The 22,485-nt window shown below is 70.6% G+C and carries 19 protein-coding genes; 9 read left to right on the forward strand and 10 right to left on the reverse strand.

The window, feature by feature from the left end; all coding sequences use genetic code 11:
- Positions 1–35: 35 nt before the first annotated feature.
- Entirely contained in the window at positions 36–1,094 is a 1,059-nt protein-coding gene (locus FH608_RS04460; protein ID WP_139628515.1) for a BMP family lipoprotein, read from the reverse strand.
- A 287-nt stretch (positions 1,095–1,381) separates the two neighbouring features.
- Between FH608_RS04460 and FH608_RS04465 the strand changes: the two genes are divergently transcribed.
- Complete coding sequence (locus FH608_RS04465) at positions 1,382–3,265, forward strand: Xaa-Pro dipeptidyl-peptidase (protein WP_139628517.1); 1,884 nt, start codon at positions 1,382–1,384, stop codon at positions 3,263–3,265.
- On the opposite strand, the gene FH608_RS04470 is transcribed toward FH608_RS04465, so the two are convergent.
- Positions 3,243–4,469 carry a M20 family metallopeptidase gene (locus FH608_RS04470; RefSeq protein WP_139628519.1) on the reverse strand — a complete coding sequence of 409 codons (1,227 nt, stop codon included), beginning with the start codon at positions 4,467–4,469 and terminating at the stop codon, positions 3,243–3,245. The genes FH608_RS04465 and FH608_RS04470 overlap by 23 nt on opposite strands.
- Positions 4,470–5,023: 554 nt before the next feature.
- Between FH608_RS04470 and FH608_RS04475 the strand changes: the two genes are divergently transcribed.
- Positions 5,024–6,376 (forward strand): peptide ligase PGM1-related protein, encoded by a 1,353-nt coding sequence (locus FH608_RS04475; protein ID WP_139628521.1) that lies wholly within the window; start codon positions 5,024–5,026, stop codon positions 6,374–6,376.
- Between the two features lie 6 nt (positions 6,377–6,382).
- On the opposite strand, the gene FH608_RS04480 is transcribed toward FH608_RS04475, so the two are convergent.
- On the reverse strand, positions 6,383–6,619 hold the full coding sequence (locus tag FH608_RS04480; RefSeq protein ID WP_139628523.1) for an SCO4848 family membrane protein: 237 nt from the start codon (positions 6,617–6,619) through the stop codon (positions 6,383–6,385).
- An 83-nt stretch (positions 6,620–6,702) separates the two neighbouring features.
- Here FH608_RS04480 and FH608_RS04485 point away from each other — a divergent pair, with 83 nt between their 5' ends.
- Entirely contained in the window at positions 6,703–7,815 is a 1,113-nt protein-coding gene (locus FH608_RS04485; protein ID WP_139628525.1) for a D-alanyl-D-alanine carboxypeptidase family protein, read from the forward strand.
- A 25-nt stretch (positions 7,816–7,840) separates the two neighbouring features.
- On the opposite strand, the gene FH608_RS04490 is transcribed toward FH608_RS04485, so the two are convergent.
- Together FH608_RS04490 and FH608_RS04495 are read right to left on the reverse strand one after the other, a co-directional pair.
- Positions 7,841–8,944: a YihY/virulence factor BrkB family protein gene (locus FH608_RS04490; RefSeq protein ID WP_139628526.1), complete on the reverse strand. Its 1,104-nt coding sequence runs from the start codon at positions 8,942–8,944 to the stop codon at positions 7,841–7,843.
- Between the two features lie 133 nt (positions 8,945–9,077).
- Positions 9,078–10,358, reverse strand: coding sequence for an amidohydrolase family protein (locus FH608_RS04495; protein WP_139628528.1), 1,281 nt, complete (start codon positions 10,356–10,358; stop codon positions 9,078–9,080).
- Positions 10,359–10,419: 61 nt separating this feature from the next.
- Between FH608_RS04495 and FH608_RS04500 the strand changes: the two genes are divergently transcribed.
- The 4 genes from FH608_RS04500 to FH608_RS04515 all read left to right on the forward strand — a co-directional run bounded on the left by FH608_RS04500 (position 10,420) and on the right by FH608_RS04515 (position 14,287).
- A complete protein-coding gene (locus tag FH608_RS04500; RefSeq protein WP_193318219.1) occupies positions 10,420–10,926 on the forward strand; it encodes a MarR family winged helix-turn-helix transcriptional regulator in 507 nt (168 codons plus the stop codon).
- 294 nt (positions 10,927–11,220) lie between these two features.
- Entirely contained in the window at positions 11,221–12,411 is a 1,191-nt protein-coding gene (locus FH608_RS04505) for a helix-turn-helix domain-containing protein (protein WP_139628532.1), read from the forward strand.
- Between the two features lie 77 nt (positions 12,412–12,488).
- Positions 12,489–12,683 carry a hypothetical protein gene (locus tag FH608_RS04510; RefSeq protein WP_139628534.1) on the forward strand — a complete coding sequence of 65 codons (195 nt, stop codon included), beginning with the start codon at positions 12,489–12,491 and terminating at the stop codon, positions 12,681–12,683.
- 83 nt (positions 12,684–12,766) lie between these two features.
- A complete protein-coding gene (locus FH608_RS04515) occupies positions 12,767–14,287 on the forward strand; it encodes an alpha/beta hydrolase (RefSeq protein WP_226898954.1) in 1,521 nt (506 codons plus the stop codon).
- A 119-nt stretch (positions 14,288–14,406) separates the two neighbouring features.
- Here FH608_RS04515 and trpS read toward each other — a convergent pair whose 3' ends face one another.
- Positions 14,407–15,411, reverse strand: coding sequence for a tryptophan--tRNA ligase (gene trpS, locus FH608_RS04520; RefSeq protein WP_139628536.1), 1,005 nt, complete (start codon positions 15,409–15,411; stop codon positions 14,407–14,409).
- A 14-nt stretch (positions 15,412–15,425) separates the two neighbouring features.
- On the reverse strand, positions 15,426–16,739 hold the full coding sequence (locus tag FH608_RS04525; protein WP_139628538.1) for a hemolysin family protein: 1,314 nt from the start codon (positions 16,737–16,739) through the stop codon (positions 15,426–15,428).
- A gap of 86 nt (positions 16,740–16,825) precedes the next feature.
- Here FH608_RS04525 and galE point away from each other — a divergent pair, with 86 nt between their 5' ends.
- Both galE and FH608_RS04535 read left to right on the forward strand, forming a co-directional pair.
- Positions 16,826–17,776 (forward strand): UDP-glucose 4-epimerase GalE, encoded by a 951-nt coding sequence (gene galE / locus FH608_RS04530; RefSeq protein ID WP_139628540.1) that lies wholly within the window; start codon positions 16,826–16,828, stop codon positions 17,774–17,776.
- Between the two features lie 34 nt (positions 17,777–17,810).
- Entirely contained in the window at positions 17,811–17,996 is a 186-nt protein-coding gene (locus tag FH608_RS04535; RefSeq protein ID WP_139628542.1) for a hypothetical protein, read from the forward strand.
- Here the strand turns inward: FH608_RS04535 and FH608_RS04540 are convergent.
- The 3 genes from FH608_RS04540 to FH608_RS04550 all read right to left on the reverse strand — a co-directional run bounded on the left by FH608_RS04540 (position 17,989) and on the right by FH608_RS04550 (position 22,446).
- On the reverse strand, positions 17,989–18,960 hold the full coding sequence (locus FH608_RS04540) for a malate dehydrogenase (RefSeq protein ID WP_139628544.1): 972 nt from the start codon (positions 18,958–18,960) through the stop codon (positions 17,989–17,991). The two genes, FH608_RS04535 and FH608_RS04540, sit on opposite strands and share 8 nt — an antisense overlap.
- A 56-nt stretch (positions 18,961–19,016) precedes the next feature.
- Complete coding sequence (locus FH608_RS04545) at positions 19,017–21,098, reverse strand: serine/threonine-protein kinase (RefSeq protein ID WP_139628546.1); 2,082 nt, start codon at positions 21,096–21,098, stop codon at positions 19,017–19,019.
- A 130-nt stretch (positions 21,099–21,228) separates the two neighbouring features.
- Positions 21,229–22,446, reverse strand: coding sequence for an RNA-guided endonuclease InsQ/TnpB family protein (locus FH608_RS04550; RefSeq protein ID WP_264372875.1), 1,218 nt, complete (start codon positions 22,444–22,446; stop codon positions 21,229–21,231).
- Positions 22,447–22,485 lie beyond the last annotated feature (39 nt).

Consider the following 22,485-nt stretch of genomic DNA (forward strand, 5'->3'; position numbering starts at 1 on the left):
GGACTCCGGGCCCTCAGCTGTCACTCCTACCCCGGTTACGGCTTGGTCGGAACCGTGATCTTGCCGTCCACGATGTCCTGCTTCGCCGCGTCGAGCTTGTCCTTGATGTCGTCGATCTCGCCGCCGGTGGTGGACAGGCCCACGCCGTCGACCTTGAGGTCGTACGTGACGTTCGTGCCGCCCTTGGCGCCGCCCTGGAAGGCCTTGATGAACTCGAAGACGCCGACGTCGACGCGCTTGAGCATCGAGGTCATGATGACGCCCTGGAGGTTGGTCTCCTTGACCGTCTGGCGCTGGTCGGAGTCGACGCCGATGGCCTTCTTCTTGGCCGCGGCGGCCGCCTGGAACACGCCGAGGCCGGAGTCGCCGGCGGCGTGGTAGACGATGTCGGCGCCGTCCTGGTACATCTTCTCGGCCGCGACCTTGCCCTTGTCGGGGGCCTTGAAGCCGGAGAAGTCACCGTCGGGGGTGAGGTACTTGATGTCGATCTTGGCGTCCGGCTTGACGGACTTCACGCCCGCCACGAAGCCCGCCTCGAACTTCTTGATCAGGTCGTTCTCGACACCGCCGACGAAGCCCACGTGGTCCGCCTCGGACTTGGTGGCCGCGGCCACGCCCGCCAGGTAGGAGCCCTGCTCCTCGGCGAACAGCAGGCCGGTCACGTTGGGGCCGTTGGAGGCGGAGTCGACCACCGCGAACTGGATGTCGGGGTACTCGGCCGCCGTCTTCTTGATGTCGTCGCCGTACGCGAAGCCGACGCCGATGATCGGGTTGTAGCCGGCGTCGGCGAGCTGCCGCAGCAGGTCACCGCGGTTGGAGCCGTCGGCCGTCGGGCTCAGCTCCTTGATCTCCGCGCCGAGGTCGGTCTTGGCCTTCTCCAGTCCGGCGTAGGCCGCGTCGTTGAAGGACTTGTCACCCCGCCCGCCGACGTCGAACGCCAGGCCCACCTTGAGCGTGCTCTCCGACGCCTCGCTGCTCGGCGCCTCGCTGGCCGTGGTGCCCCCACCACTGCCGCCGCCGCAGGCCGCCGCTGCCATGAGCATGACGCCGGCCACGGAGCCGATCGCCATCCTGTTGAATCGCTTGCCGAGCAAGGCGACTCCCTTCCGTTTCCCCGCCGTCGGACTTCATCGCAGGCGCGAAGAGAAGAAACACGTACGGCACCTGCACGGAAGATAGTTGCTTGACCAGGGCGAACCAAACTGGCACACAGGGTCGAAACCGCTCCGTTATCGACATCACTCGCGTCCGTGACCTGAAGCATGATTCATGACACATGCCGCGAGTCGGGACAAGATTTGTCCCGACTTCGCCCCTTGTGTCGGGGCCGATCTTGACGGAGATTCCGACAGACGGTGGAAATCTCATCCCGGAGCCCCGCATGCATCCTTGGAAGGCCCTGACCTTACCCGTGGCCGCGCTGCTCGTCGTGGCCCTGAGCGGCACCGCCCCCGCCGCGGCCGGCACCCCGGCCATCGCGGTCGAGGACAACGCCACCCAGCCGGTCTTCTCCCGCGCGGACGCCGTGAAGGAGACGGTGTTCGTGGAGGTCGAAGGAACCGACAGCGACGACGACGGCCTGCCGGACCGGGTCGCCGTGGACATCCTCCGGCCCAAGGAGACCGACCAGGGGCTGAAGGTCCCGGTCATCATGGAGGCCAGCCCGTACTTCGCCGGCGGCAACGACGTCGCCAACCACCCCGTGGACGTGGACGAGAGCGGCAACCCGCTGCCCGCGCTCACCGTGGCGGCGGACAAGCTGGCCGCCGAGCCGTTCGACGGCTATTACGACAACTACTTCCTGCCCCGCGGGTACGCGATCGCGCTCGTGGAGAACCTCGGCAGCGGCCGGGCCACCGGCTGCCCCACCTCCGGTGACCGCAACGAGACGGCCGGCCCGAAGGCCGCGATCGACTGGCTCAACGGCCGCGCCAAGGGCTTCGACGCCGGCGGGAACCCGGTCGAGGCCACCTGGTCCACCGGCAAGGTCGGCATGATCGGCGTCTCGTACAACGGCACGCTGGCCAACGCGGTCGCCTCGACCGGCGTCGAGGGCCTGGAGACGATCGTGCCGATCGCCTCCATCTCCAGCTGGTACGACTACTACCGCGCCAACGGCGGCGTCCTGGCCCCCGGCGGCTACCAGGGCGAGGACCTGGACGTGCTCGCCAAGTACGTGCTGACCAGGCAGAACGGCCAGGAGGCCTGCGGCGCGCTGATCGAGGACATCACCGCCGCCCAGGACCGCGTCACCGGCGACTACGGCCCGCTGTGGGACGCCCGCAACTACCTGAACGACGTCGGCGGGGTCAAGGCCAGCGTCTTCCTCGTGCACGGGCTCAACGACTGGAACGTCAAGACCAAGCAGTTCGCGCAGTGGTGGCAGGCCCTGGCCAAGCGGCACGTGCCGCGCAAGATCTGGCTGCACCAGGGCACCCACATGAGCCCGTTCAGCTTCCGCACGGCCGAGTGGCTGCGGCAGCTGCACGGCTGGTTCGACCACTGGCTGTACGGCATCGACTCCGGCGTCATGCGCGAGCCGCGGGCGGACGTGGAGATCGCGCCCGGCCGGTGGGAGCGGCACGCCTCCTGGCCGCTGCCCGGCGCGGTCACGGTGCCGCTCCGGCTGGGCCGCGACTCGGCGCTGGGCCTGCTGCCGAGCCCGAGGTCGGCCAGGGAGACGTTCACGGACCAGAAGGTCAGGACGGCCGAGGAACTGGTGGAGGCCACGGGGCCCGACCCGAACCGGCTGGCGTACCTGACCGGGGACCTCCCCGCCGACGTGCGCATCTCCGGCACCCCCACGGTGTCGGTGCGCGCCTCGCTGGCCGGCGGCGCGGCGCCCTACCTGACGGCGCTGCTGGTGGACTACGGCACGGACGTGCGGCCCACCGGCGGCCTGGTCTCGACGGGCCAGACCTACTGCTACGGCGAGAGCGTCCCCGGCGACTCCGGCTGCACGACGCTCAGGGCGCTCGGGACGGCGACGACCCCGTACAAGATCGTCACCAGGGGCTGGCTGGACGTGCGCAACCGGCACCGCCCGGACCGGACCGAGGCCCTGCGCCCGGGCAAGGAGTACACCTTCACCTGGGACTTCCAGCCGACGGACTACCTGGTCAAGAAGGGCCACCGGCTGGGCCTGGTGATCATGTCGACCGACCCCGACTACACCCTGCGCTACCCTCCGGGCACGAGGATCACGGTCTCGCCGGGGCGGTCGTCGCTGCGGCTGCCGGTGGTCACGCCATGGCGGTGGTGGTGACCGAGTCGAGCGGGCCGACCTCCCACAGCGCGGTCAGCGCGGTGGCGGCCATGACCCGCACGCCCATCGCGATCGCCTTCTCGTCCACGTCGAACGTGCCCTGGTGGATGTCGTACGTGACGCCGCCGGGCGAGCGGGTGCCGAGCCGGGCGAACGCGCCGGGGATCGACTCGAGGTACCAGGCGAAGTCCTCGCCGCCGAGTGACTGCTGGGTCGGGACCACCGCGCCCGCGCCCAGCGCGCGCTCGGCGGCCTCGGCCAGCATCTCGGTGCTGACCTCGTCGTTGACCACGGGCGGAACGCCGCGCGTGTAGTCCATCGTGGCCTCCACGCCGTAGGCGGAGGCCACCGACTCCAGGAGGGACTTGATCAGGTCGGGCGCGGCGTGCCAGGCGTCCTCGTCGAGGCAGCGCACGGTGCCGGCGGCGACGCCGGCGTCGGGGATGGCGTTGGCCGCCGTGCCCGCCTCGACCTTGCCCCAGACGAGGCTGAGCGAGGAGCGGGGGTCGATGCGGCGCGACAGGGCGGCGGGCAGCTCGGTGAGGATCTTGGCCAGGGCGAAGACCAGGTCGGCGGTCAGGTGGGGGCGGGCGGTGTGGCCGCCGGGGCCGGAGACCCGGACGACCAGCTTGTCGCACGCGGAGGTGATGGGGCCGGGCCGGATGCCGACCTGGCCGACGTCGACGCGGGGGTCGCAGTGGAGGCCGAAGATGCGGTCGACGTCCTTGAGCCCGCCCTGCGCCATGACCTCGAGGGCGCCGCCGGGCAACTCCTCGGCGGGCTGGAAGATCAGCCGCACTCGGCCGGGCAGCAGGCCGGCGGCGGCCTGCTGGGCGAGGAAGAGCGAGGTGCCGAGCAGGACGGTGGTGTGGACGTCGTGGCCGCAGGCGTGGCAGGCGCCTTCGACGGTGGAGTGGTAGGGGGCGTCCTTCTCGTCCTGCAGGGGCAGCGCGTCGATGTCGGCACGCAGCGCGACGGTCGGGCCGTCGCCGCTGCCCACGTCGCAGATCAGGCCCGTGCCGCGGGGGAGCACCGAGGGGGCCAGCCCGGCGGCGGTGAGCCGCTCGGCGATGCGCTGCGTCGTGCGATATTCGGCGAAGGCCAGCTCGGGGTGCATGTGGAGGTCGCGGCGGAACGCCACGAGGTCCTGCTCCGTCTCCGCCAGGAACGCATCGAGTTCGCCCCGCAGCTCACGTCCCCTCATATGTCACCATCCCGTTCGTGCCGCGCTCACCGATATGCCGGACCACCGCGGCTCATGCGCTCGTAAAGCTCGTGAAGGCTCGTCAAAGCCGGTCCATCCGCCGCGGCTCTCCCGGGTCGAGCGGCCGCTCGGCGAATCAAAAAACACACCCTCTGGTCGGGGTGCGCGAGATCGTCAGCATGGGCTTAACGCGTCTGTCGCGAGCGCCGCTGCAGCCGGGGGGAGCACAGCGGTCGGCCGTGAGCCCGATGGCGATAGTTAGACTTTATCGCCCCCGCACGTGTTCGCGGTGACGGATGTGCCAAAATTCTCCCCCTGCATGGCCCCTAACCGCAGGTGACCACGCTGGGTGAGCACTCGACTGATCCGGAAATAGTTACAACGGATCAGTAGATCGTGACCCATCGCTGTCAGTTCAAACGTGGTCAGCGATTCCGAATCCTGTCACCTTCTGTCATGTTCATCACACTTCGGCGGTGGCTGCGTTTGAGAAGAATGCGTGTTTCACTCGCAATATGATCACTAATATCCCGTTCGGGGAGAAGCATGCTGGATTGAGCATCTTCGAGCCGAGCGAGGGGACCCTGGTGGTCGTGCCCTCGCTCTCCCTGCCGCAGGACGAGCTTCGCCGGATCACGGCAGCCAGGTCGTACGAGGAGCGTCTGCTCTTCCTGCTGCTCGCGCTCCGCGAACCCCGGGTCAAGGTGGTCTATCTCTCCTCCGCGCCCGTCGATCCCGACATCGTCGACTACTACCTTTCGTTCCTCCCCGATCCGGACGACGCCGCCAAGCGGCTCAGCCTGATCAGCCTCGACGACCCCTGGTCCCAGCCGTTGACCAGGACTCTGCTCGCCCGCCCCGACGCGCTCGAACAGCTGCGCGCGGCCGTCGAGGGCGACGCCTGGCTGGTGCCGTTCGTGCTGAGCGAGCTGGAGGAGGAGCTGGCGTCGTTACTCAACGTGCCCCTCTACGGTCCCGCCACCTCCCTGGCCTATTACGGCTCCAAGAGCGGGGCGCGCGAGGTCGGTCACGAGGCGGGCGTGCCGATGGCGCGGGGCTTCGGCGACGTGCGGACCGTGCTGGAGATCGAGGAGGCGATCGAGGCCCTGCCCGGCGAGCGGGTGATCGTCAAGCTGAACGACGGCTACTCAGGGCTCGGCAACGTGATCGTCACCAAGGCCGACAGGTCGCTGACCAGCTTCTCGGCGGCCGGCGAGACCTGGGACACCTTCACCGCCAAGATCAGGGACCGGGGCGGGGTGGTCGAGGAGTTCATCGAGCACCGGCCGCTGTACTACCCGAGCGCGCTGGCCCGGATCACGCCCGGCGGCCACGCCCAGGTGGTGGCCACGCACGACCAGGTGCTCGGCGGTCCGAACGGCCACGTCTACCAGGGCTGCACGTTCCCCGCGGCGCCCGAGTACCGCGCCGAGGTGGGGGCGTCGGCCGAGCGGATCGCGCGGGTGCTGGCCGAGCGCGGCGTGGTGGGGATCTTCGGCATGGACTTCTTCGCGCTGAAGGCCGACGCCGGGTACGCGGCGCTGCTGTGCGAGATCAACCTGCGGATCGGCGGCACCACGCATCCGTTCGGGGCCGCCGTGCTGACGACCGGGGCGTCGTACGACCCGGCCACCGGCCTCCTCATGTCCGGAAATCAGCCGAAGTACTACACCGCAACGGACAATTGCTCTTCGTCCTGCCTGCGCGGGCGTACCCCCGGAGAGGTCGTCCGCACGGCCGAACGGCTCGGGATCGGCTTCGACGCCGAGCGGCGGACCGGGAATGTCTTCCACCTGCTCGGGGCCATCCCCGAGTACGGGAAGCTGGGCTTCACCTCGATCGGCGACTCGCGGGAGGAGGCCGACGAGCTGCACGCCCTCACCCGGCGCCTCCTGTGCGGCTCCTGACGAGGCTCACCGGGCGCTTCCCGTGCGGTCCTCGGCGGGCGCCCGGCGGGCGGCGCCCTGGAGGCCGCGCCAGCCGATCACTCCCAGCACGACGGCGAGCACGATGTTCACCGCGATCAGGATGCCGTGCACCACGTAGAAACTCGTCGGATGCCCGTCGGCCAAGTTAAACCCGAGGTTCACCCATTCGAAGATCATGAAAGCGCCCAAGATGATGAGGAATCCGGCGATCTTTCGTGACATCAGTGCCTCACTTGTATCGAAGGTGGATCATCGGGGGATGTGTCGCCACATGGGCATTAACACGAAGCTACGCTGAGACCGCCATGTGGACGAAAATCGTGCCGGTCACGGCACTCATCGCCTCGGTCACGCTCACCGGCGGGACCGCGTACGCCGCACCCACGACGCCGGTCGGCGGCGAGGCGCTGGGCAGCCGCGGCCTGGTGGCGCCCCCGGGCGTCGAGCACCCGCCCAAGACCCAGGCTAAGTCGTACGTCATCGCGGACGTGGAAACGGGCGACGTGCTCGCGGCCAAGGACGCCCACGGACGGTACCTGCCCGCCAGCACGCTGAAGACGCTGACGGCGGTCACGCTCATTCCCAAGCTGGACAAGGACCGCGAGATCCGCCCCAGCCGGAACGCGTGCAACCAGGAGGGCAGCGCGGTCGGGCTGTCGGTCAAGGCGACGTACAAGGTCGATGACCTGTTCAGGGCGCTGCTGATGGCGTCGGGCAACGACGCGGCCATGGCGCTCGCCGAAACGAACGGCGGCCTCGCCAAGACCATGCGCGACATGAACGCCGAGGCCAAGCGGCTGCAGGCGTACGACACCGTGGCGAAGACGCCCAGCGGGCTGGACAAGCCGGGGCAGAGCAGCTCGGCGTACGACCTGGCGCTGATCGCCCGGGCCGGCCTCGCCAATCCCGCTTTCCGCGAATACATCAGTACGAAGCGGGCCAACTTCCCCGCCCCGAAGGGCCACTACGAGATCAGCAACCACAACAAGCTGCTCGGGCGCTACAAGGGCATGATCGGCGTCAAGAACGGCTGGACCTCCAAGGCCCTGGGCAGCTTCGTCGGCGCGGCGACCCGCGACGGGCACACGATCGTGGTGAGCATCATGCGGCACGACGGCTACTTCTGGGACGAGGTGGCCAAGCTGCTCGACTGGGGCTTCGCGGTCAGGGGCAAGGCCACGCCCGTCGGCAAGCTCGTGAACCCGGCCCCGGACGTCCAGGCCGCGCCGCGCGCCTCGGCGCCGGCCGCGCACGTCACGCCGGCCGCCCAGCCGCCGCTGCTCGACACGGCCGCCTCCCGGCAGGACGACTCCACCAAGCTGGTCGGTTCGCTGGTGATCGGGGGCGGGGTGCTGTTCGGGCTGGTCTGGCTCGGCTTCGGCATCCGCCGCCGTCGCCGCGCCAGATCACGCTCCTGACCCGGGCCCCGTCCCCGGCGGCCGGTCAGGCGTCCGGCGCCGACGCCGGGTCGCCCGGGCGGCGCCGCGGACCCGGCTCCGGCGGATGGCTGGGGCGGGGCCGCGGGCTCGGCTCGGGCGGGCGGGCCGGGCGGCGCCGCGCATCCGGCTCGGGCGGGTGGCTCGGGTCGCAGGCCCGGCCCGGCAGCGGCCCGTCGTCCGGCTGCGCGCCGGAGGCCGGGATGGGGGACGGCACCGGCGGCGGGCAGTAGCCGGCGGTGGCCGTCCAGGCGGCGACGTACAGCACGAGCCTGGCCGAGAAGTTGATCCAGATGAGCAGACCGACGATGACCGCGAACGTCCCGTAGATCGGGTTGCCCAGCGTGTGGCCGAGCAGCAGCGTCGCCAGCTGCTTCAGCAGCCCGAACCCGATCGCCCCGATCAGCGCCCCCTTGGCGATCACCCGGAACGGCTGGGTCGGCCTGGCCACCCAGCCGAGCAGGATCAGGAACAGCAGCCAGTCGGCCCCGACGGCGGCCGCCACGCCCGCGGCCCGCCACACCCAGGTGGCCACCGCCGACCCGCCGCCGAAGACGAAGTGCATGACCTTGTCCGTGGCCGTGGTGGCGAACCCCGCGACCAGCACGGACACGATCATCGTGACCCCGATCATGATGATCGACACCAGGTCCCTGAGCTTGCCGGCGAAGAAGCTGGGCGCCGGGGTGACCGCCATCGACATCTCGCGCAGCGCCTGGCGCAGCGCGTCGAGCGCGCCGAGCCCGGCGTAGAGCAGGCCCAGCAGACCGATGAGCCCTGCGGTCTCCCTGGCCCTGGCGATGGCTTCGAGATTGAGCTGGCCCGCGATGCCGGGGAGCCGCTCGGCGATGGCCTGCTCCAGCGCCTGCCTGGTGGTGCCGCTGGTCGCGACCACGAAGCCGAGCACCGCGTACGACAGGGCGAGCAGCGGGAAGAACGACAGGAACGCGAAGTAGGTGACCGCGCCCGCCAGCCGGTCGCCGGACTGCTGCTGGTAGCGCCGGATCGCCCTGAGCAGGTGGTCGAACGACAGCCTTCTGACCCGCCAGTAGTTCACCTTGCCGCGGACCCAGGCCTTGACCGCCGCGATCCGCTCCTTCAAGCTCGCCATCACGCGCCTCCCCGGGAACCCCCTACCCTGGCGCGAGCCCGACGATCAGGCGTCCCCACGGGCGGCGGTCAGGGCCGGGACGACCGTGACGGCCGGCCCGGTCAGCCTGGGAGGTCGGCGGTGTCCGGCCCGGTCAGGCTGCGAGCACCGTGGCGGCCGACTCCTTCAGGGCCGCGAGGACCGCCGCCACGTCGTGGTGCAGCAGGCGCCCGTCCCGCTTGACCACCCGCCCCGCCACCAGCACCGTGTCCACGGCGGCGGTGTCGGCGTGGAGCACCACGGCGCCGATCGGGTCCTGGACCGCCGCCATGCCCGGCGTGTCGGTCCGCAGCAGCACCAGGTCGGCCTGCTTGCCCGGCCGCAGCGACCCGACGGCGTCGGCCAGGCCGAGCACCTCGGCGCCCTCGATGGTGGCCATGCGCAGCGCGTCGCGGGTGGTGAAGCCGAGACCCGCGCCGCCGGGGCGGCCCCGTTCGAGCAGGTGGACGGCCCGCATCAGGCTGAACATGTCGCCCGGCGCGCACACCACCGTGTCGGCGCCCAGGCTGGCCGGGACGCCCGCCGCCCTGGCGCGCCCCGCGGCCGGGTAGCCGATGCCCAGCGCCATCTCGTCCACGGGAGCGTACGAGGCGCTGCCGCCCGCGGCGGCGATGCGCTTGAACTCGTCGTCGGTGTAGTGGAGGGCGTGCACGAAGGTCGTGGGGGTGGCGAGCAGCCCGTTCGCCTCCAGGAACGCGAGTTCGCGCTCGGCGCTGTCACGGCTGTGCCCGCCCAGGTGCGCGGTGACCGGCAGGCCCAGCTCCGCGGCCACGCGCCACTCCTCCAGCGCGCGCTCCTGCCCCGCGATCTCCGGCCCGAGGGCGGCGAGCGCCATCGTGACCAGCCCCGGCGCGCCGGAGAGCAGCGCGTGCACCCGCCGGGTCTCGGCGGTCAGCCCGTTGGGCTCGCCGCCGTAGCAGTAGCCGAACACGGCCCTGATGCCCGACTCGTGCAGCGCCCGCACGGCGGCCTCGGTGTGGCCGGGGCTGAACTGGACGTGCGACCAGTCGAGCACCGTGGTGACGCCCGCGTCCAGGCACTCCAGCGCGCCCGCGAGGTTGCCCGCGTGCACGTCCTCGGCGCGGTAGCGCGGGGCGATCTCGCCGAGGACGCGGCGCAGATAGTCGTCGAAGACGATGTCGGGCGCGACGGCCCTGATTGCGGCCTGCCACGTGTGGCGGTGGGTGTCGACGAACCCGGGCAGCACGATCCGCTCCGTCGCGTCGATCACCTCGGCGCCCGGCACGGCGGGCAACCCCGGGCCGACCTCCGCGATGGCGCCGTCCTCGATCCGCACGTCCATCCGGCCCAGCACGGCGGGCTCCGGCTCGGTGTCGATGACGACGCCGTTCCTGATCAAGAGGGGAGATGTCATGGCGAAAAGCTTAATAAGAAGCTTTTCAGAAAGCAATCTCTCGCTGAGTATCCTCGATGTCGTGAAACCCGATGAGATCGACGCGATGGTCCCCCGGTGGGAGCAAGCAGGCATGTCGCCGTCGCTCATCGCCACCCTGGAGCTCGGCAAGCGGATGTCGCGGCTCCACCTGCTCTTCGAGCACGCCGTCAAGGCGGAGCTGGCCGAGCTGGGGCTGACGTACGCCGAGTTCGACGTGCTGGCCGCACTGAGCCGGGCGGCGGAGCCGTACGGGATGAAGCCGAGCGAGCTGTCGAAGGCGCTGTTCCTCACCTCCGGGGGGATCAGCAACGTGCTGCAACGCCTCGCGGCGGCCGGATACGTGGAGCGCGAGGCCAACGCGGGCGACGCGCGCAGCCGCTGGGTCCAGCTCACCGACGAGGGGCGGCGCGTGACGGACGCGGCACTGGAGGCCGCCGGGCGGGCCTACGGCGACGTGGCGGCCGGGGTGCCCGACGAGGCCGTGCGGGCGGCGGCCGACGCGCTGCGCGAAGTTCTCACCCACATCGGCCGCCGCCGCTACCGCTAGCCCCCGTCGAGCGCCCCCGACCCCTCCGACCGCCGCCGCGACGTCATCACGCTCACCACGGAGGGCCGGCAGCGCGAACAGAGGCTGCGAGCACTGATAGCGAGCCTTCAGGACGAGATTCTGGCCCCTTTGAGTCAGCCGGAACGCGAGAAACTATCAGGTTTCCCGGCCCGCCTCCTGGAGCACCATGCGGGCCGCGGCAACTCCTCTGAGCAGGGCTGAATCCATGGCAGGCGATCTTCGGGAGTCCTAACCTGAGGGGGATCAGGGCTCACCCAGGAGGCTGTCACCCCCATGGCCGAAATCAGCACCGGTCAGATGATCAGGCTCCAGCGCGAGCGGCGGGGCATGAGCACCACCGCGCTGGCGACCCAATCCGGCTGCACCCCCAGGCACATCGAGCTGATCGAGCACGGCAAGCGCACTCCCTCGCTCCCCCTCCTCCGGGAGATCGCCAAGGTGCTGGGCGTGCGCACGGCCGTGCTCCTCGGCGAGGCCCCGCGCGACTCGCACGAGCCGAGCAGGCCGCAGATCAGCGACATCGAGCGCGCCCTGTTCACCCCCCGCTCGCTGGCGCCCGATCTGGAGCCGCCCGACGCCGAGCAGCTCGCGGAGCGGGTGGCGGCGGCCCGGGCGTCCTGGTTCGGCTCGACGCGCCGCTACTCGATCCTGATGTCCGCCCTGCCCGCCCTCATCTCCGACGCCGAGAACGTCGCACTCGGCGACACGCCCCGCGCCCTCAGCGTCGCGACGGACGCGTACATGCTGGCCAGGGGCGTGCTCAAGCACCTGGGACGGGTGGATCTCGCGCACCTGGCGGCCGACCGCGCCATGCGCTTCGCCGAGGAGACGGCCGACCCGCTGATGCGCGCGTGGACGCACTGGAACCTCGGCCAGTCGATGCTGGCCGACGACATGCACCAGATCGCCTACGACGTCGCGCGGCACGGCCTCGAGATCCTGGAGCCGCACGTCGCCGACGGCGACGTGCGCCATCTCAAGGCACTCGGCGCGCTCCACCTGCTCGCCGCGATCGGCGCGGCCCGCAGCGGCGACGACGACGAGGCCAGGGAACGGGTACGCGGGCCGGCGGCGCAGCTCGCGCAGCGCGTCGACGACGGCTCCGACGCCTACGACCTGGCCTTCTTCGGGCCGACGAACGTCGCCATCCACATGGCCAGCATCGAGAGCGACATGGGGCGGCCCGAGACGGTGCTGCGGATCGCCGACGACATCGACCTGCGCCGCACGCCGTCCATCGAGCGCCGCACCACCCATCTCAGCCAGGTCGCCCGCGCCTGCGAGGACGTCGGCGACGACGCCGCCGGCCTGCTCCACCTGCTGCGCATCGAGCGCGAGTCCCCGGAGGAGCTCGACCACAAGCTGCTGCTGCGGGAGATGGTCCGGTCCCTCGCCCGGCGGGCGCGGCCGTCGTGGGCGCCGGAGGTGCGCCACCTGGCCGAGCGGCACCACATCTCGAACTAGGAGTTCGGTCCCGGCGAACGGGAAGATCTGTCGCCCGAGTTCGTCACGGAGCGGGTTGCCGGTGACACGCTGCGTTCATGACCACAGCGCCGACCGCCGATCTCGTCATGGAACGACTGCAACAGGAGGCCGCGCGGGAGTTCCCTGGGTGGTCGTTCCGGCGGGACCGCACGGGCTGGACCGCCACGCACGGGGACCTCCGCCTCACCCGGCCCAGCCTCGCGGCCCTGCGTGCCCTGCTCCGGATCCACCGGGCGACGCGTCAAGTCTGATTCGCATCATCCTCGCGTAGGAGCCGAGGGTCCCTACCTCAGCCCGATTCACAGCCGCCCGAATCGCGCTGAAGATCGGGGATATGCGAAGATTCGCCGCATTACTCATGGGGCTCATCGTCCCCCTCGCTCTCCTCCCCGCCACTGCCGCCACCGCCGCCACGCGGGACGCCATCGCCTGGACACCCTGTCCCGAGGACCCGGCCGTGGAGTGCGGGACGCTCGCCGTGCCGATCGACTGGAGCCGGCCGTCGAGCGGCACCTTCACCGTGGGCGTCGCCCGCCGCAAGGCCACGGATCCGGCCGCCAGGATCGGCGCGCTCGTGCTCGGCGCGGGCGGCCCCGGCGGCTCGGGGGTGGACCTGGCCATCACGAGCCCGCGGATGCTCAGCCCCGAGCTGCTGCGCCGCTTCGACGTCATCGGCCTCGACGCGCGCGGCACCAACCGCAGCCACCCCGTGGTCTGCTCCACCGCCCTGCTCGGCCAGGCGCCGAACCCGATCTTCACGAGCCAGGCCGACTTCGACGCGGCGCTGGCCTACAACGAGCGCCTGCGGGACGACTGCCGGGCCCGCACCGGGCCGCTGTTCGACCACGTCGACTCGCTCAGCACCGCCGCCGACCTCGACGCCTTCCGCGCCGCGCTCGGCGAGGAGCGGCTGAGCTTCTGGGGCGGCTCGTACGGCACCCTCCTGGGCCAGCTGTACGCCGAGCGCTACCCCCATCGGGTGCGGGCCTTCGTCCTCGACAGCACGATGGACCACAGCCTCGGCACGCGCGCCTTCATGGACACCGAGGCGTGGGGCGCGCAGGACGCCTTCAACGAGTTCGTGGCCTGGTGCGAGCGCGACAGCGGCTGCCTCCAGCACGGCCACGACGTCAGGGCGTTCTGGCGGGACCTGCTGGCCCGCGCCGACCGCGGTGAGCTGTCGATCCCGGGGCAGCCCGGCGCTCGGCTGACCGCGTTCACGCTCATCTCCGCCGCCGTCGGCCACTTCTACGACCCGGCCAACTGGCAGCCCTTCTCCCAGCTGCTCGCCGACCTGTCCGCCGGTGAGGCGCCGGCTTCGCCGGCGGCGGACACCGCGCAGGAGGTCGCGCCCAACCCGTTCCAGATCTTCTGCCTGGACTACCGGCTTCCCGTGCGGAACTACCGCGAGTACGCCGGGCACCTGCGCCGCCTGGCCAGGATCGCGCCCGACATGCGCTACAGCTCGCTGTCCATCAGCCCGATCGTCTCGTGCCTCGGGCAGCCCGGCCCGATCCCGAACCCGCAGCACCGGCTGAAGGTCCGCACGGACACGCCGGTGCTGGTCGCCAACTCGCTGCACGACCCGGCGACCGTCCACCCGTGGGCGCTCGGCACGTCGCGCCAGCTCGGCCGCTCGGGGCGGTTGCTCACGTACGAGGGATGGGGCCACATCACGTACGGACGCGGCACGTGCGTCACCGAGGCCATCGACGCCTACCTGATCTCCCTGACCCTCCCGGCGCCCGGCACCCGCTGCCCGGCCGTCCCGCCGGCGGAGACGCGGACGTTCGGAGCGCCCGTCGAGCCCCTGCCCGGCACACCCGGCTGGTCGTTCCCCGGCCCGCTGGGGTGAGCCGCCGCTCGTGCGCGCGCCGGGCGCGCGCACGAGCCCTCGCTCCTCCGGCCGGATGACCCCGGCCGGGGGTCACTCCGATCACCGGCCCCGGGCCCGGGGCCGGTCTCGGTCATCGCCTACAGGGTGGGCAGGAAGCCGACCCTGTCGCGGACCTCGGCCATGGTCCGGCGGGCCACCGCCGACGCGCGCTCGGCGCCGATGGCCAGCAGGCGGTCGAGCTCCGCCTCGTCCGACAGCAGCTTCTCCGTGCGCTCGCGGATGGGCGTGAAGGCGTCGACCACGGCCTCCGCCACGTCCTTCTTGAACGTGCCGTAGCCCTGCCCCTCGTAGCGGGCGACCAGGTCGGGGATGGGCGTGCCGGTCAGGGCCGACTGGATGCGGAGGAGGTTGGAGACGCCGGGCTTGCCCTCCTCGTCGAACAGCACCTCCGAGCCGGTGTCCGTGACCGCGCGCATGATCTTCTTGCGCAGCGGGCCCGGCTGCTCCAGGACGTCGAGGATGCCGGCCGGGCTGGAGGAGGACTTCGACATCTTCGCCGTCGGGTCCTGGAGGTCGGTGATCTTCTCGACCTCCTTGAGGATGTACGGCTCGGGCATCGTGAACGTGTCGCCGAAGCGGTGGTTGAAGCGCTGGCACAGGTCGCGCGTGAGCTCCAGGTGCTGCTTCTGGTCGGCGCCCACCGGCACGGCGTTGGCCTGGTAGAGCAGGACGTCGGCGGCCATGAGGATCGGGTAGGTGAACAGCCCGACGCTGGCGGCGCTCTCGCCGTATTTGGCCGCCTTGTCCTTGAACTGGGTCATCCGGCCCGCCTCGCCCATGCCAGTGAGGCAGGTCAGGATCCAGGCGAGCTCGGTGTGCTCGCGCACGTGCGACTGCACGAAGACGGTGGACCGCTCGGGGTCGAGGCCGGCGGCGAAGAGCTGCGCGGCGGCCACGCGGCTGCGGCGGCGCAGCGCGGCGGGCTCGGTGGGGACGGTGATCGCGTGGAGATCGACCACGCAGTAGAAGGCGTCGTGGGTCTCCTGCATAGTGACCCACTGCCGAACCGCACCCAGGTAGTTGCCCAGGTGGAAGGAGTCCGCGGTGGGCTGGATGCCGGAGAGTACACGAGGTCTGGCCATGGCACGCAATTGTGTCAGGAATCCTGGTCCGGAGGCGACTCGGCGAGAGGTCCCCGCTTCACTCTCACCCTGGCGATACGGCGCCCGTCCAGCTCGGTGACAGTCATCTCAAATCCCGCTATTTCCACCTTTTCCCCGCTATCTGGGACATGCCCCAGCATCGCCATGACGAACCCGGCCAGCGTCTCGTACGGGCCGTCGGGCAGCCGGATGCCGGTCTCCGTGGCGAAGTCGTTGAGGTTCGTCAGGCCGTCGATCTCGATCTCACCGGCGGGCAGGACCACGACGTCCTCCTCGACGTCGTACTCGTCCCTGATGTCCCCGATCAGCTCCTCGACCAGGTCCTCCATGGTGACGATGCCGGCCGTGCCGCCGTACTCGTCGACCACGATCGCCAGGTGCTGCCCCTCGGCGCGCATCTCGTTCATGGTGCTGAGCAGCCGCTTCGACCACGGCACGAACTTCGCGGGACGGATCGGCACCACCGCGCTGATCGGCTCGACCCGCCCGATCAGCTCGGGGTCCAGCAGGTCGCGTACGTGGACGAAGCCGATGATCTCGTCGTAGGTGTCACGGTAGACGGGGAAGCGCGAGTGCGGCAGCCCGGCGGCGATGCGGGCGGCCTCGGCCAGCGGCGTCTCCGCGTCCATGAACTCCACCTCCGTCCGCGGTAGCATCACCTCCCTGAGCTGCCGCTTGCCGGCGGTGAACACCTCGGCGATGAGCTTGCGCTCGTCGGCGGTGAGGTCGGTGTGCCCGACCACCATGTCGCGCAGCTCCTCGGTGGTGACCGCCTCGCGGCCGGCCGCCGGATTGCCGCCGAGCAGCCGGACCACGAGGTCGGTGGACTTCGACAGCATCCAGATGATCGGCCGCGACAGGGACGCGATCCGGTCGAGGAACGGCGCCACGTACAACGACAGCCCCTCGGCCCGCTGCAGCGCGAGCCGCTTGGGGGCCAGCTCGCCCAGCACCAGCGACACGTACGAGATCGCCAGCGTCACCAGCACGAGCGCGAGCACGGGGGCGACGGCCCCCGGCACGCCCCACCGCTCCAGCACGGGCGACAGCTGCACGGCGAGCCGGTCGGCGCCGAACGCGGCGGACAGCATGGTCGCCACGGTCACGCCGATCTGGACGGCGGACAGGAAGCGGTTGGGGTCGCGGGCCAGCTTGGCCACCCGCTCGCCCCTGCGACCCTTCTGCGACAGCTTGCGGACCTGGCTGTCCCGGAGGGAGACCATCGCGATCTCGGCGGCGGCGAAGAACCCCCCGATCAGGATGAAAAGCAGAACCAGGGCGATGTTGGCCGCGACGGTGTCAAACATGGTGGTTGGCAGCGTACTCGTGGGCTTTCGCGCGTATGCTGTACGGCGAGCCGTACAAAATCAAACATATTTGCACAGGAGTACACATGAGGCTACTGGTCACCGGGGGTGCCGGTTATGTCGGGAGTGTCGTCGCGGCACAGCTCGTCGAGGCAGGACACGAGGTGACCGTACTCGACGACCTGTCAACGGGACATCAGGATGCGGTGCCGGAAGGTGCCCGATTTGTCCAAAAAAGCATCACCGAGGCACACGATGCCCTCGACGGCGTGGACGCGGTGCTGCACTTCGCGGCCAAGTCGCTGGTGGGCGAGTCGGTGGAGAAGCCGGGCCGCTACTGGGCCAACAACCTCGGCGGCACGCTCGCCCTGCTCGACGCCATGCGGGACAGGGGCGTGGGCCGCATCGTGTTCTCCTCGACCGCGGCCACGTACGGCGAGCCCGAGCGCTCCCCCATCCGGGAGGACGACCCGACGCGCCCGACCAACCCCTACGGCGCCTCGAAACTGGCCGTCGACACCGCGCTGAGCGCCTTCGCGGGGATCCGCGGCCTAGGAGCGGTGAGCCTGCGCTACTTCAACGTGGCCGGCGCCTACGGCCGCTTCCGCGAGCGGCACACGGTCGAGACCCACCTCATCCCGAACGTGCTGAAGGTGGCGACCGGCGAACGCGCGTCCGTGAGCGTCTTCGGCACCGACTACCCGACGCCCGACGGCACCTGCGTGCGCGACTACGTCCACGTGGCCGACCTGGCGCAGGCGCACCTGCTGGCGCTGGAGGCGATCGAGCCGGGCGAGCACAAGATCTACAACCTGGGCAGCGGCACCGGCTTCAGCGTGCAGGAGGTGATCTCGGTCTGCCGCGAGGTCACCGGCCACGAGATTCCGGCCGTCATCGGCGAGCGCCGCCCCGGCGATCCCGCCGTGCTGGTGGCCTCGTCGGCGCGGATCCAGCGCGAGCTGGGCTGGAAGGCCGAGCGTCCGTCGCTGAAAGATATCGTTTCTGACGCGTGGGACGCGCTTTCTGTAAACCCGTGATACGAGACCGCAAAGTGTGCTGTGATACCCAAATGTGAGGAACTTTTCACCAAGGGTCACCAAGCTGCTCTTCGGTGTCCTCATCGTGGTGGGCAGCCTGCTGGCCGCCGCCGGCGTGGTCTTCGCCACCCCGGAGGCCGCCCCGGCCGTACAGCAGGTGTCCTGTCCGACCTCGAGCCCCCCGCAGGCGAGCGGGGGGCCGGTGACGGAACTCAGATGAGGCCGAGGGCCTTGACCGCGTCGCGCTCCTCCTCCAGCTCGCGCACGCTGGCGTCGATCCGGTCGCGGGAGAACGCGTCGATCTCGAGACCCTGGATGATCTCGAACGTGCCGCCGGACGCGCGCACGGGGAACGACGAGATGATGCCCTCGGGCACCCCGTAGGAGCCGTCGGAGACGACGGCCGCGGAGGTCCAGTCGGTGCCGTTGACCCAGTCGTGGACGTGGTCGATCGCGGCGTTGGCGGCCGAGGCGGCCGAGGAGGCGCCGCGGGCCTCGATGATGGCGGCGCCGCGCTTGGCCACCGTCGGGATGAACGTCTCGCGCAGCCACTCGGGGTCGACCTGCTCGGCCGCGACCTTGCCGCCCACCTCGGCGTGGAACAGGTCAGGGTACTGGGTGGCGGAGTGGTTGCCCCAGATCGTCATCTTCTTGATCTCGGTGACCGGCACGTCGAGCTTGGCGGCCAGCTGGGACAGGGCGCGGTTGTGGTCGAGCCTGGTCATCGCGGTGAAGCGGTCGGCCGGCACGTCAGGGGCGTTCTGCTGGGCGATGAGCGCGTTGGTGTTGGCCGGGTTGCCCACGACCAGGACCCTGATGTCGTCGGCGGCGTGGTCGTTGATCGCCTTGCCCTGGGGGCCGAAGATGCCGCCGTTGGCGCCGAGCAGGTCGCCCCGCTCCATGCCCGCCTTCCGCGGCATGGCGCCGACCAGCAGCGCGACGTTGGCGCCCGCGAACGCGACGTTGGGGTCGTCGGTGATCTCGATGCCCGACAGGAGCGGGAACGCGCAGTCGTCGAGCTCCATCGCGGTGCCCTCGGCCGCCTTCACCGCCGCCGGGATCTCCAGCAGGCTGAGCTTGACCGGGACGTCGGCACCGAGCAGCTGCCCCGACGCGATGCGGAACAGCAGTGCGTAGCCGATCTGGCCGGCTGCTCCGGTGACGGTCACCTTGACGGGCCCCATGGCCTTCCCCTCACTCGTGGGATATTCGCTGACTTTGGGATGCTACCCGTTCGCCATCAGCAGGTTTCCATCGCGGGCACCTTCAGCTCCAGCTCGAAGTCGACCTTGCCGAAGGCCCTGGTGAGGAGCTGCTTCATGTAGCCCGTGCGGTAGAGGTCGGCGATGACGGCCTTGACCGCCTTGCACGTCTTCACGTCGCCCTGCCTGATGCCGACGGCGTAGCGCTCGTTGTTGAACTTGGCGCCGAGGATCTTGAAGCGCATGTTCTCGCGGGCCGCGAACCCCGCGAGGATCAGGTCGTCGCCGGGCACCGCGTCCACCTTGCCGCTCTTGAGCAGGTCCATGCAGATCGCGTAGTCGGAGGCGGGAACGGCGCGGACCTTCACCCGGTCCTGGACCTCGCCGACCGACGGGCTGTTGGGGGCGCAGAGCGCCTTGCCCGCCAGGTCGTCGACCGTCTCGATGCCGCTGCCCGCGCGGACGAGCACGTCCTGGTGCGCCAGGTAGTACGGCCCCGCGAACTGCGTGTCGGACTTGTCGACGGAGTAGGTGGCCACGATCAGGTCGACGCTGCCGTCGGCCAGCGACGACGCCCGGTCGTCCCTGCTGACCCTGACGAGCTCGGTCTCCCTCGCTCCCAGCTCCGTGGCGATGCGCCGGGCGATCTCGATGTCGACGCCCTGGAAGTCGTCGCCGTCCTGCAGCCCCACGCCGGGCAGGTCGCCCTTGACGCCGATCACGACCTTGCCGGTCTGCGCCACCTTGTCCACGACCGTGGCGAAGGTCCTCGTGGGCTCCTCGGTCGGCGTGGGTTCCTCGCCGAACGCGAGCGGCCAGCGGTTCACCACGAGCGCGGCGGCCGCGAGGGCGAGCAGGACGATCGCGGTGCCCAGCGCCAGCCACACCTTGCCGCGGCGCGAGCGCCCGCGCGGCACGGGCGCTCCGCCGGAGGCCGCCCGCGTCGGCTGGGCGGACTGCGGCGGCTGTGTGCCCGGCGGCTGCGCGCCCGACGATTGGGTGGCCGGGGGTTGGGTGACCGGGGGTTGGGTGACCGGGGGTTGGGTGACCGGCGACTGGGTGACCGGGGGCTGTGTGGGTGGCACGGCCTGGCCGGGCTGGTTCGACCGGGCGGGCTGGGGCGATGAGCCGGACGCCGGCGGCTGGGTGGGGTGCGTCATCGGGCGCGGCGGCTCGGGCGGCCCCGTCACGGACTCGTTCCTGGCGGGCAGGTCGGTGATCGACCCGGCCGAGACCCGGTGGAACGGCGTGGTGTCGTCACTGGCCACCTGCACGCCTCGGGTGAGCACCGCCGTGGACGCCCCCGCCCCGGCCGGCTGGCCGAGCAGCCGCAGCAGGATCTGGTCGGCGGACGGGCGCGCGGCCGGCGACTTGGCCAGCGCCGAGCGCACCACGCCGCGCAGCGGCTCCGGCATCATGCCGACGTCGACCTCGTGGTTGAGGATCCGGTTGAGCACCACCGCGATGGACTTGCCCTCGAAGGCCGGCTTCCCGGTGGCGGCGAACGCGATGGTGGCGCCCCAGGAGAACACGTCGGTGTAGGGGCCGACGTCGTCACCGGCGATCTGCTCGGGCGCCATGTAGGCGGGCGTGCCGATGGCCCGGCTGGTGATCGTGCCGGTGGAGTCGATGATGCGGGCGATGCCGAAGTCGACCACGCGTGGGCCGTCGGCCGCGATGAGCACGTTGTCGGGCTTGAAGTCGCGGTGGACGATGGAGGCGTGGTGGATCGCGGTGAGCGCGGTGGCGGTGCCGATGGCCAGGCGGTCGAGCACGGTGCCGGAGAGTGGCCCCTCGGTCTCCACGATGTCCCTGAGCGCGGGCCCGTCGATGTACTCGCTCGCGATGTAGGGGGTGTCGCCGTCGAGATCGGCCTCGATCACCCGCGCCGTGCAGAACGACGCCACCCGCTGCGCCGCCTTGAGCTCCCTGGCGAACCGCGACCTCGCGATCGTGTCGCCGGTGAACTTCACGTGCAGCAGCTTGATCGCGCCACGCTCCCCCTTGGCGTTGACGCCCAGGTATACGATGCCCTGACCGCCTTCTCCGATCCGTCCGGACAGCCGGAAAGACCCCAGTTCGACGGGATCGCCGGCCACCAGCGGCGAGATTTGCGGCATACGTCATCCCCACGTGCGCTGAACCCCAACGACGAAAACTTTACGACGTTCAGCAAGTCCCCAGGGATCCGTTAACCGTTCTTGAGTGCTCCCCCGTCTAAAAGGCCAAGAAAGGCGGGGGATTTCTGGCTCACACTGCCTGGCGGTCCGGCGGACTGCCAGGTCTTACGCGATCAGCACCAGCCGGGGTCAGACCAGCCCGGACCAGCATCACGTGTGCGGAGTTCTTGTCTCTGGGGGAGACGGCTCCGCACGCGGTGCAGGTGTAGGTACGTTCGGACAGCGGCAGTGCGTGCTTGGTTCTCACTCCGCACCGGGCGCAGTCCATGGTGGTGTGCGCGGGGTTGACGAGCCGCAAAGTGCGGCCGTGCTTGCGCGCCATCTCGACCAGCGCCCGCTTGGTGGCGCCGATGGCCGCATCCGCCGCCTTGCGCGCCATCCTCGACCTGGCCAGGAACTTCGGCTTGAAGTCCTCCACCGCGAGCGCATCGTGGTCGCGCGCGACCTTCTTGGCCCACTTGCGACCGGTGTCCTGGCGCTGGCGGGCGATCTTCTTGTACTGCTTGGCGCGCAGCCTCTTCGCCGTCCGGTAGCCATTCGAGGAGGGCTGGCCCGTTGCGGGTTTGCGGCGAGCCATCATCTTGTCATACCGCGACAGCCTGGCCTGGGCCTTCCTGCCGTACTCGGCATGGGGAAGGTCATGGGCGTCGCTGGTGGTGGTCGCCGTCTCCCGTACACCCCAGTCGATGCCGATCATCCGACCGGCGGCAGGCAGCGGCTCGGCCTGGGCAGGGACGACAAAGCTCGCGTACCAGTGGCCCAGCCGGTCGCGATACACCCGCACGCTGGACGGCTCGGCGGGCAGCGCGCGCGACCACACCACCGTCAGCACGATCCCGCCCGCCAGATGCAGGCGCCCGTCCTTGACCCGGAAGCCGCGCAGGGTGTAGTTCAGGCTCGGATCGGCCAGGCCCTTCTTCTTGAAACGCGGCATCCCCGCCCGCCGCTTCACGGGCAACCGCTCCTTGATGTCCTTCAGCGCTTTCGCGCGGGACTTGGCGAAGTCGCGGATGGTCTGCTGCTGCGGCACCGACGCCCCCGCCGCCAGCCACTCATGTCCGGCACGCCAGCCGGTCAGCATCCGGTCGAGCTGCGCCGGCCCGCACGTCCGACTGTCACCAGGATCGGCCCGGTTGCGCGCGTGGACCTGCTTGGAGGTGGCCACGCACTGATTCCACACCCACCGGCACCGATCCCACTCCGCCAGCAACGCCTTCTCGGCGGTCGACGACACCCGCAGCCGGTAGCCGTACCGGGCATGCCCGACCGCCTGCGATGGTGTCGTCACGATCGCCCAATCTATCGAGGGGGCACGACAAAATGAGCG

This window comes from Nonomuraea phyllanthi (genome assembly GCF_006334985.2).
In the GTDB taxonomy this organism is placed as follows: Bacteria; Actinomycetota; Actinomycetes; order Streptosporangiales; family Streptosporangiaceae; genus Nonomuraea; species Nonomuraea phyllanthi.

Coding starts and splice junctions, on each gene's coding strand:
- FH608_RS04465 (WP_139628517.1), top strand. CDS start 1,382: ATGCATCCTTGGAAGGCCCTGACCTTACCCGTGGCCGCGCTGCTCGTC.
- FH608_RS04470 (WP_139628519.1), bottom strand. CDS start 4,469: ATGAGGGGACGTGAGCTGCGGGGCGAACTCGATGCGTTCCTGGCGGAG.
- FH608_RS04480 (WP_139628523.1), bottom strand. CDS start 6,619: ATGTCACGAAAGATCGCCGGATTCCTCATCATCTTGGGCGCTTTCATG.
- FH608_RS04485 (WP_139628525.1), top strand. CDS start 6,703: ATGTGGACGAAAATCGTGCCGGTCACGGCACTCATCGCCTCGGTCACG.
- FH608_RS04490 (WP_139628526.1), bottom strand. CDS start 8,944: ATGGCGAGCTTGAAGGAGCGGATCGCGGCGGTCAAGGCCTGGGTCCGC.
- FH608_RS04495 (WP_139628528.1), bottom strand. CDS start 10,358: ATGACATCTCCCCTCTTGATCAGGAACGGCGTCGTCATCGACACCGAG.
- FH608_RS04505 (WP_139628532.1), top strand. CDS start 11,221: ATGGCCGAAATCAGCACCGGTCAGATGATCAGGCTCCAGCGCGAGCGG.
- FH608_RS04510 (WP_139628534.1), top strand. CDS start 12,489: ATGACCACAGCGCCGACCGCCGATCTCGTCATGGAACGACTGCAACAG.
- FH608_RS04515 (WP_226898954.1), top strand. CDS start 12,767: ATGCGAAGATTCGCCGCATTACTCATGGGGCTCATCGTCCCCCTCGCT.
- trpS (WP_139628536.1), bottom strand. CDS start 15,411: ATGGCCAGACCTCGTGTACTCTCCGGCATCCAGCCCACCGCGGACTCC.
- FH608_RS04525 (WP_139628538.1), bottom strand. CDS start 16,739: ATGTTTGACACCGTCGCGGCCAACATCGCCCTGGTTCTGCTTTTCATC.
- galE (WP_139628540.1), top strand. CDS start 16,826: ATGAGGCTACTGGTCACCGGGGGTGCCGGTTATGTCGGGAGTGTCGTC.
- FH608_RS04540 (WP_139628544.1), bottom strand. CDS start 18,960: ATGGGGCCCGTCAAGGTGACCGTCACCGGAGCAGCCGGCCAGATCGGC.
- FH608_RS04545 (WP_139628546.1), bottom strand. CDS start 21,098: ATGCCGCAAATCTCGCCGCTGGTGGCCGGCGATCCCGTCGAACTGGGG.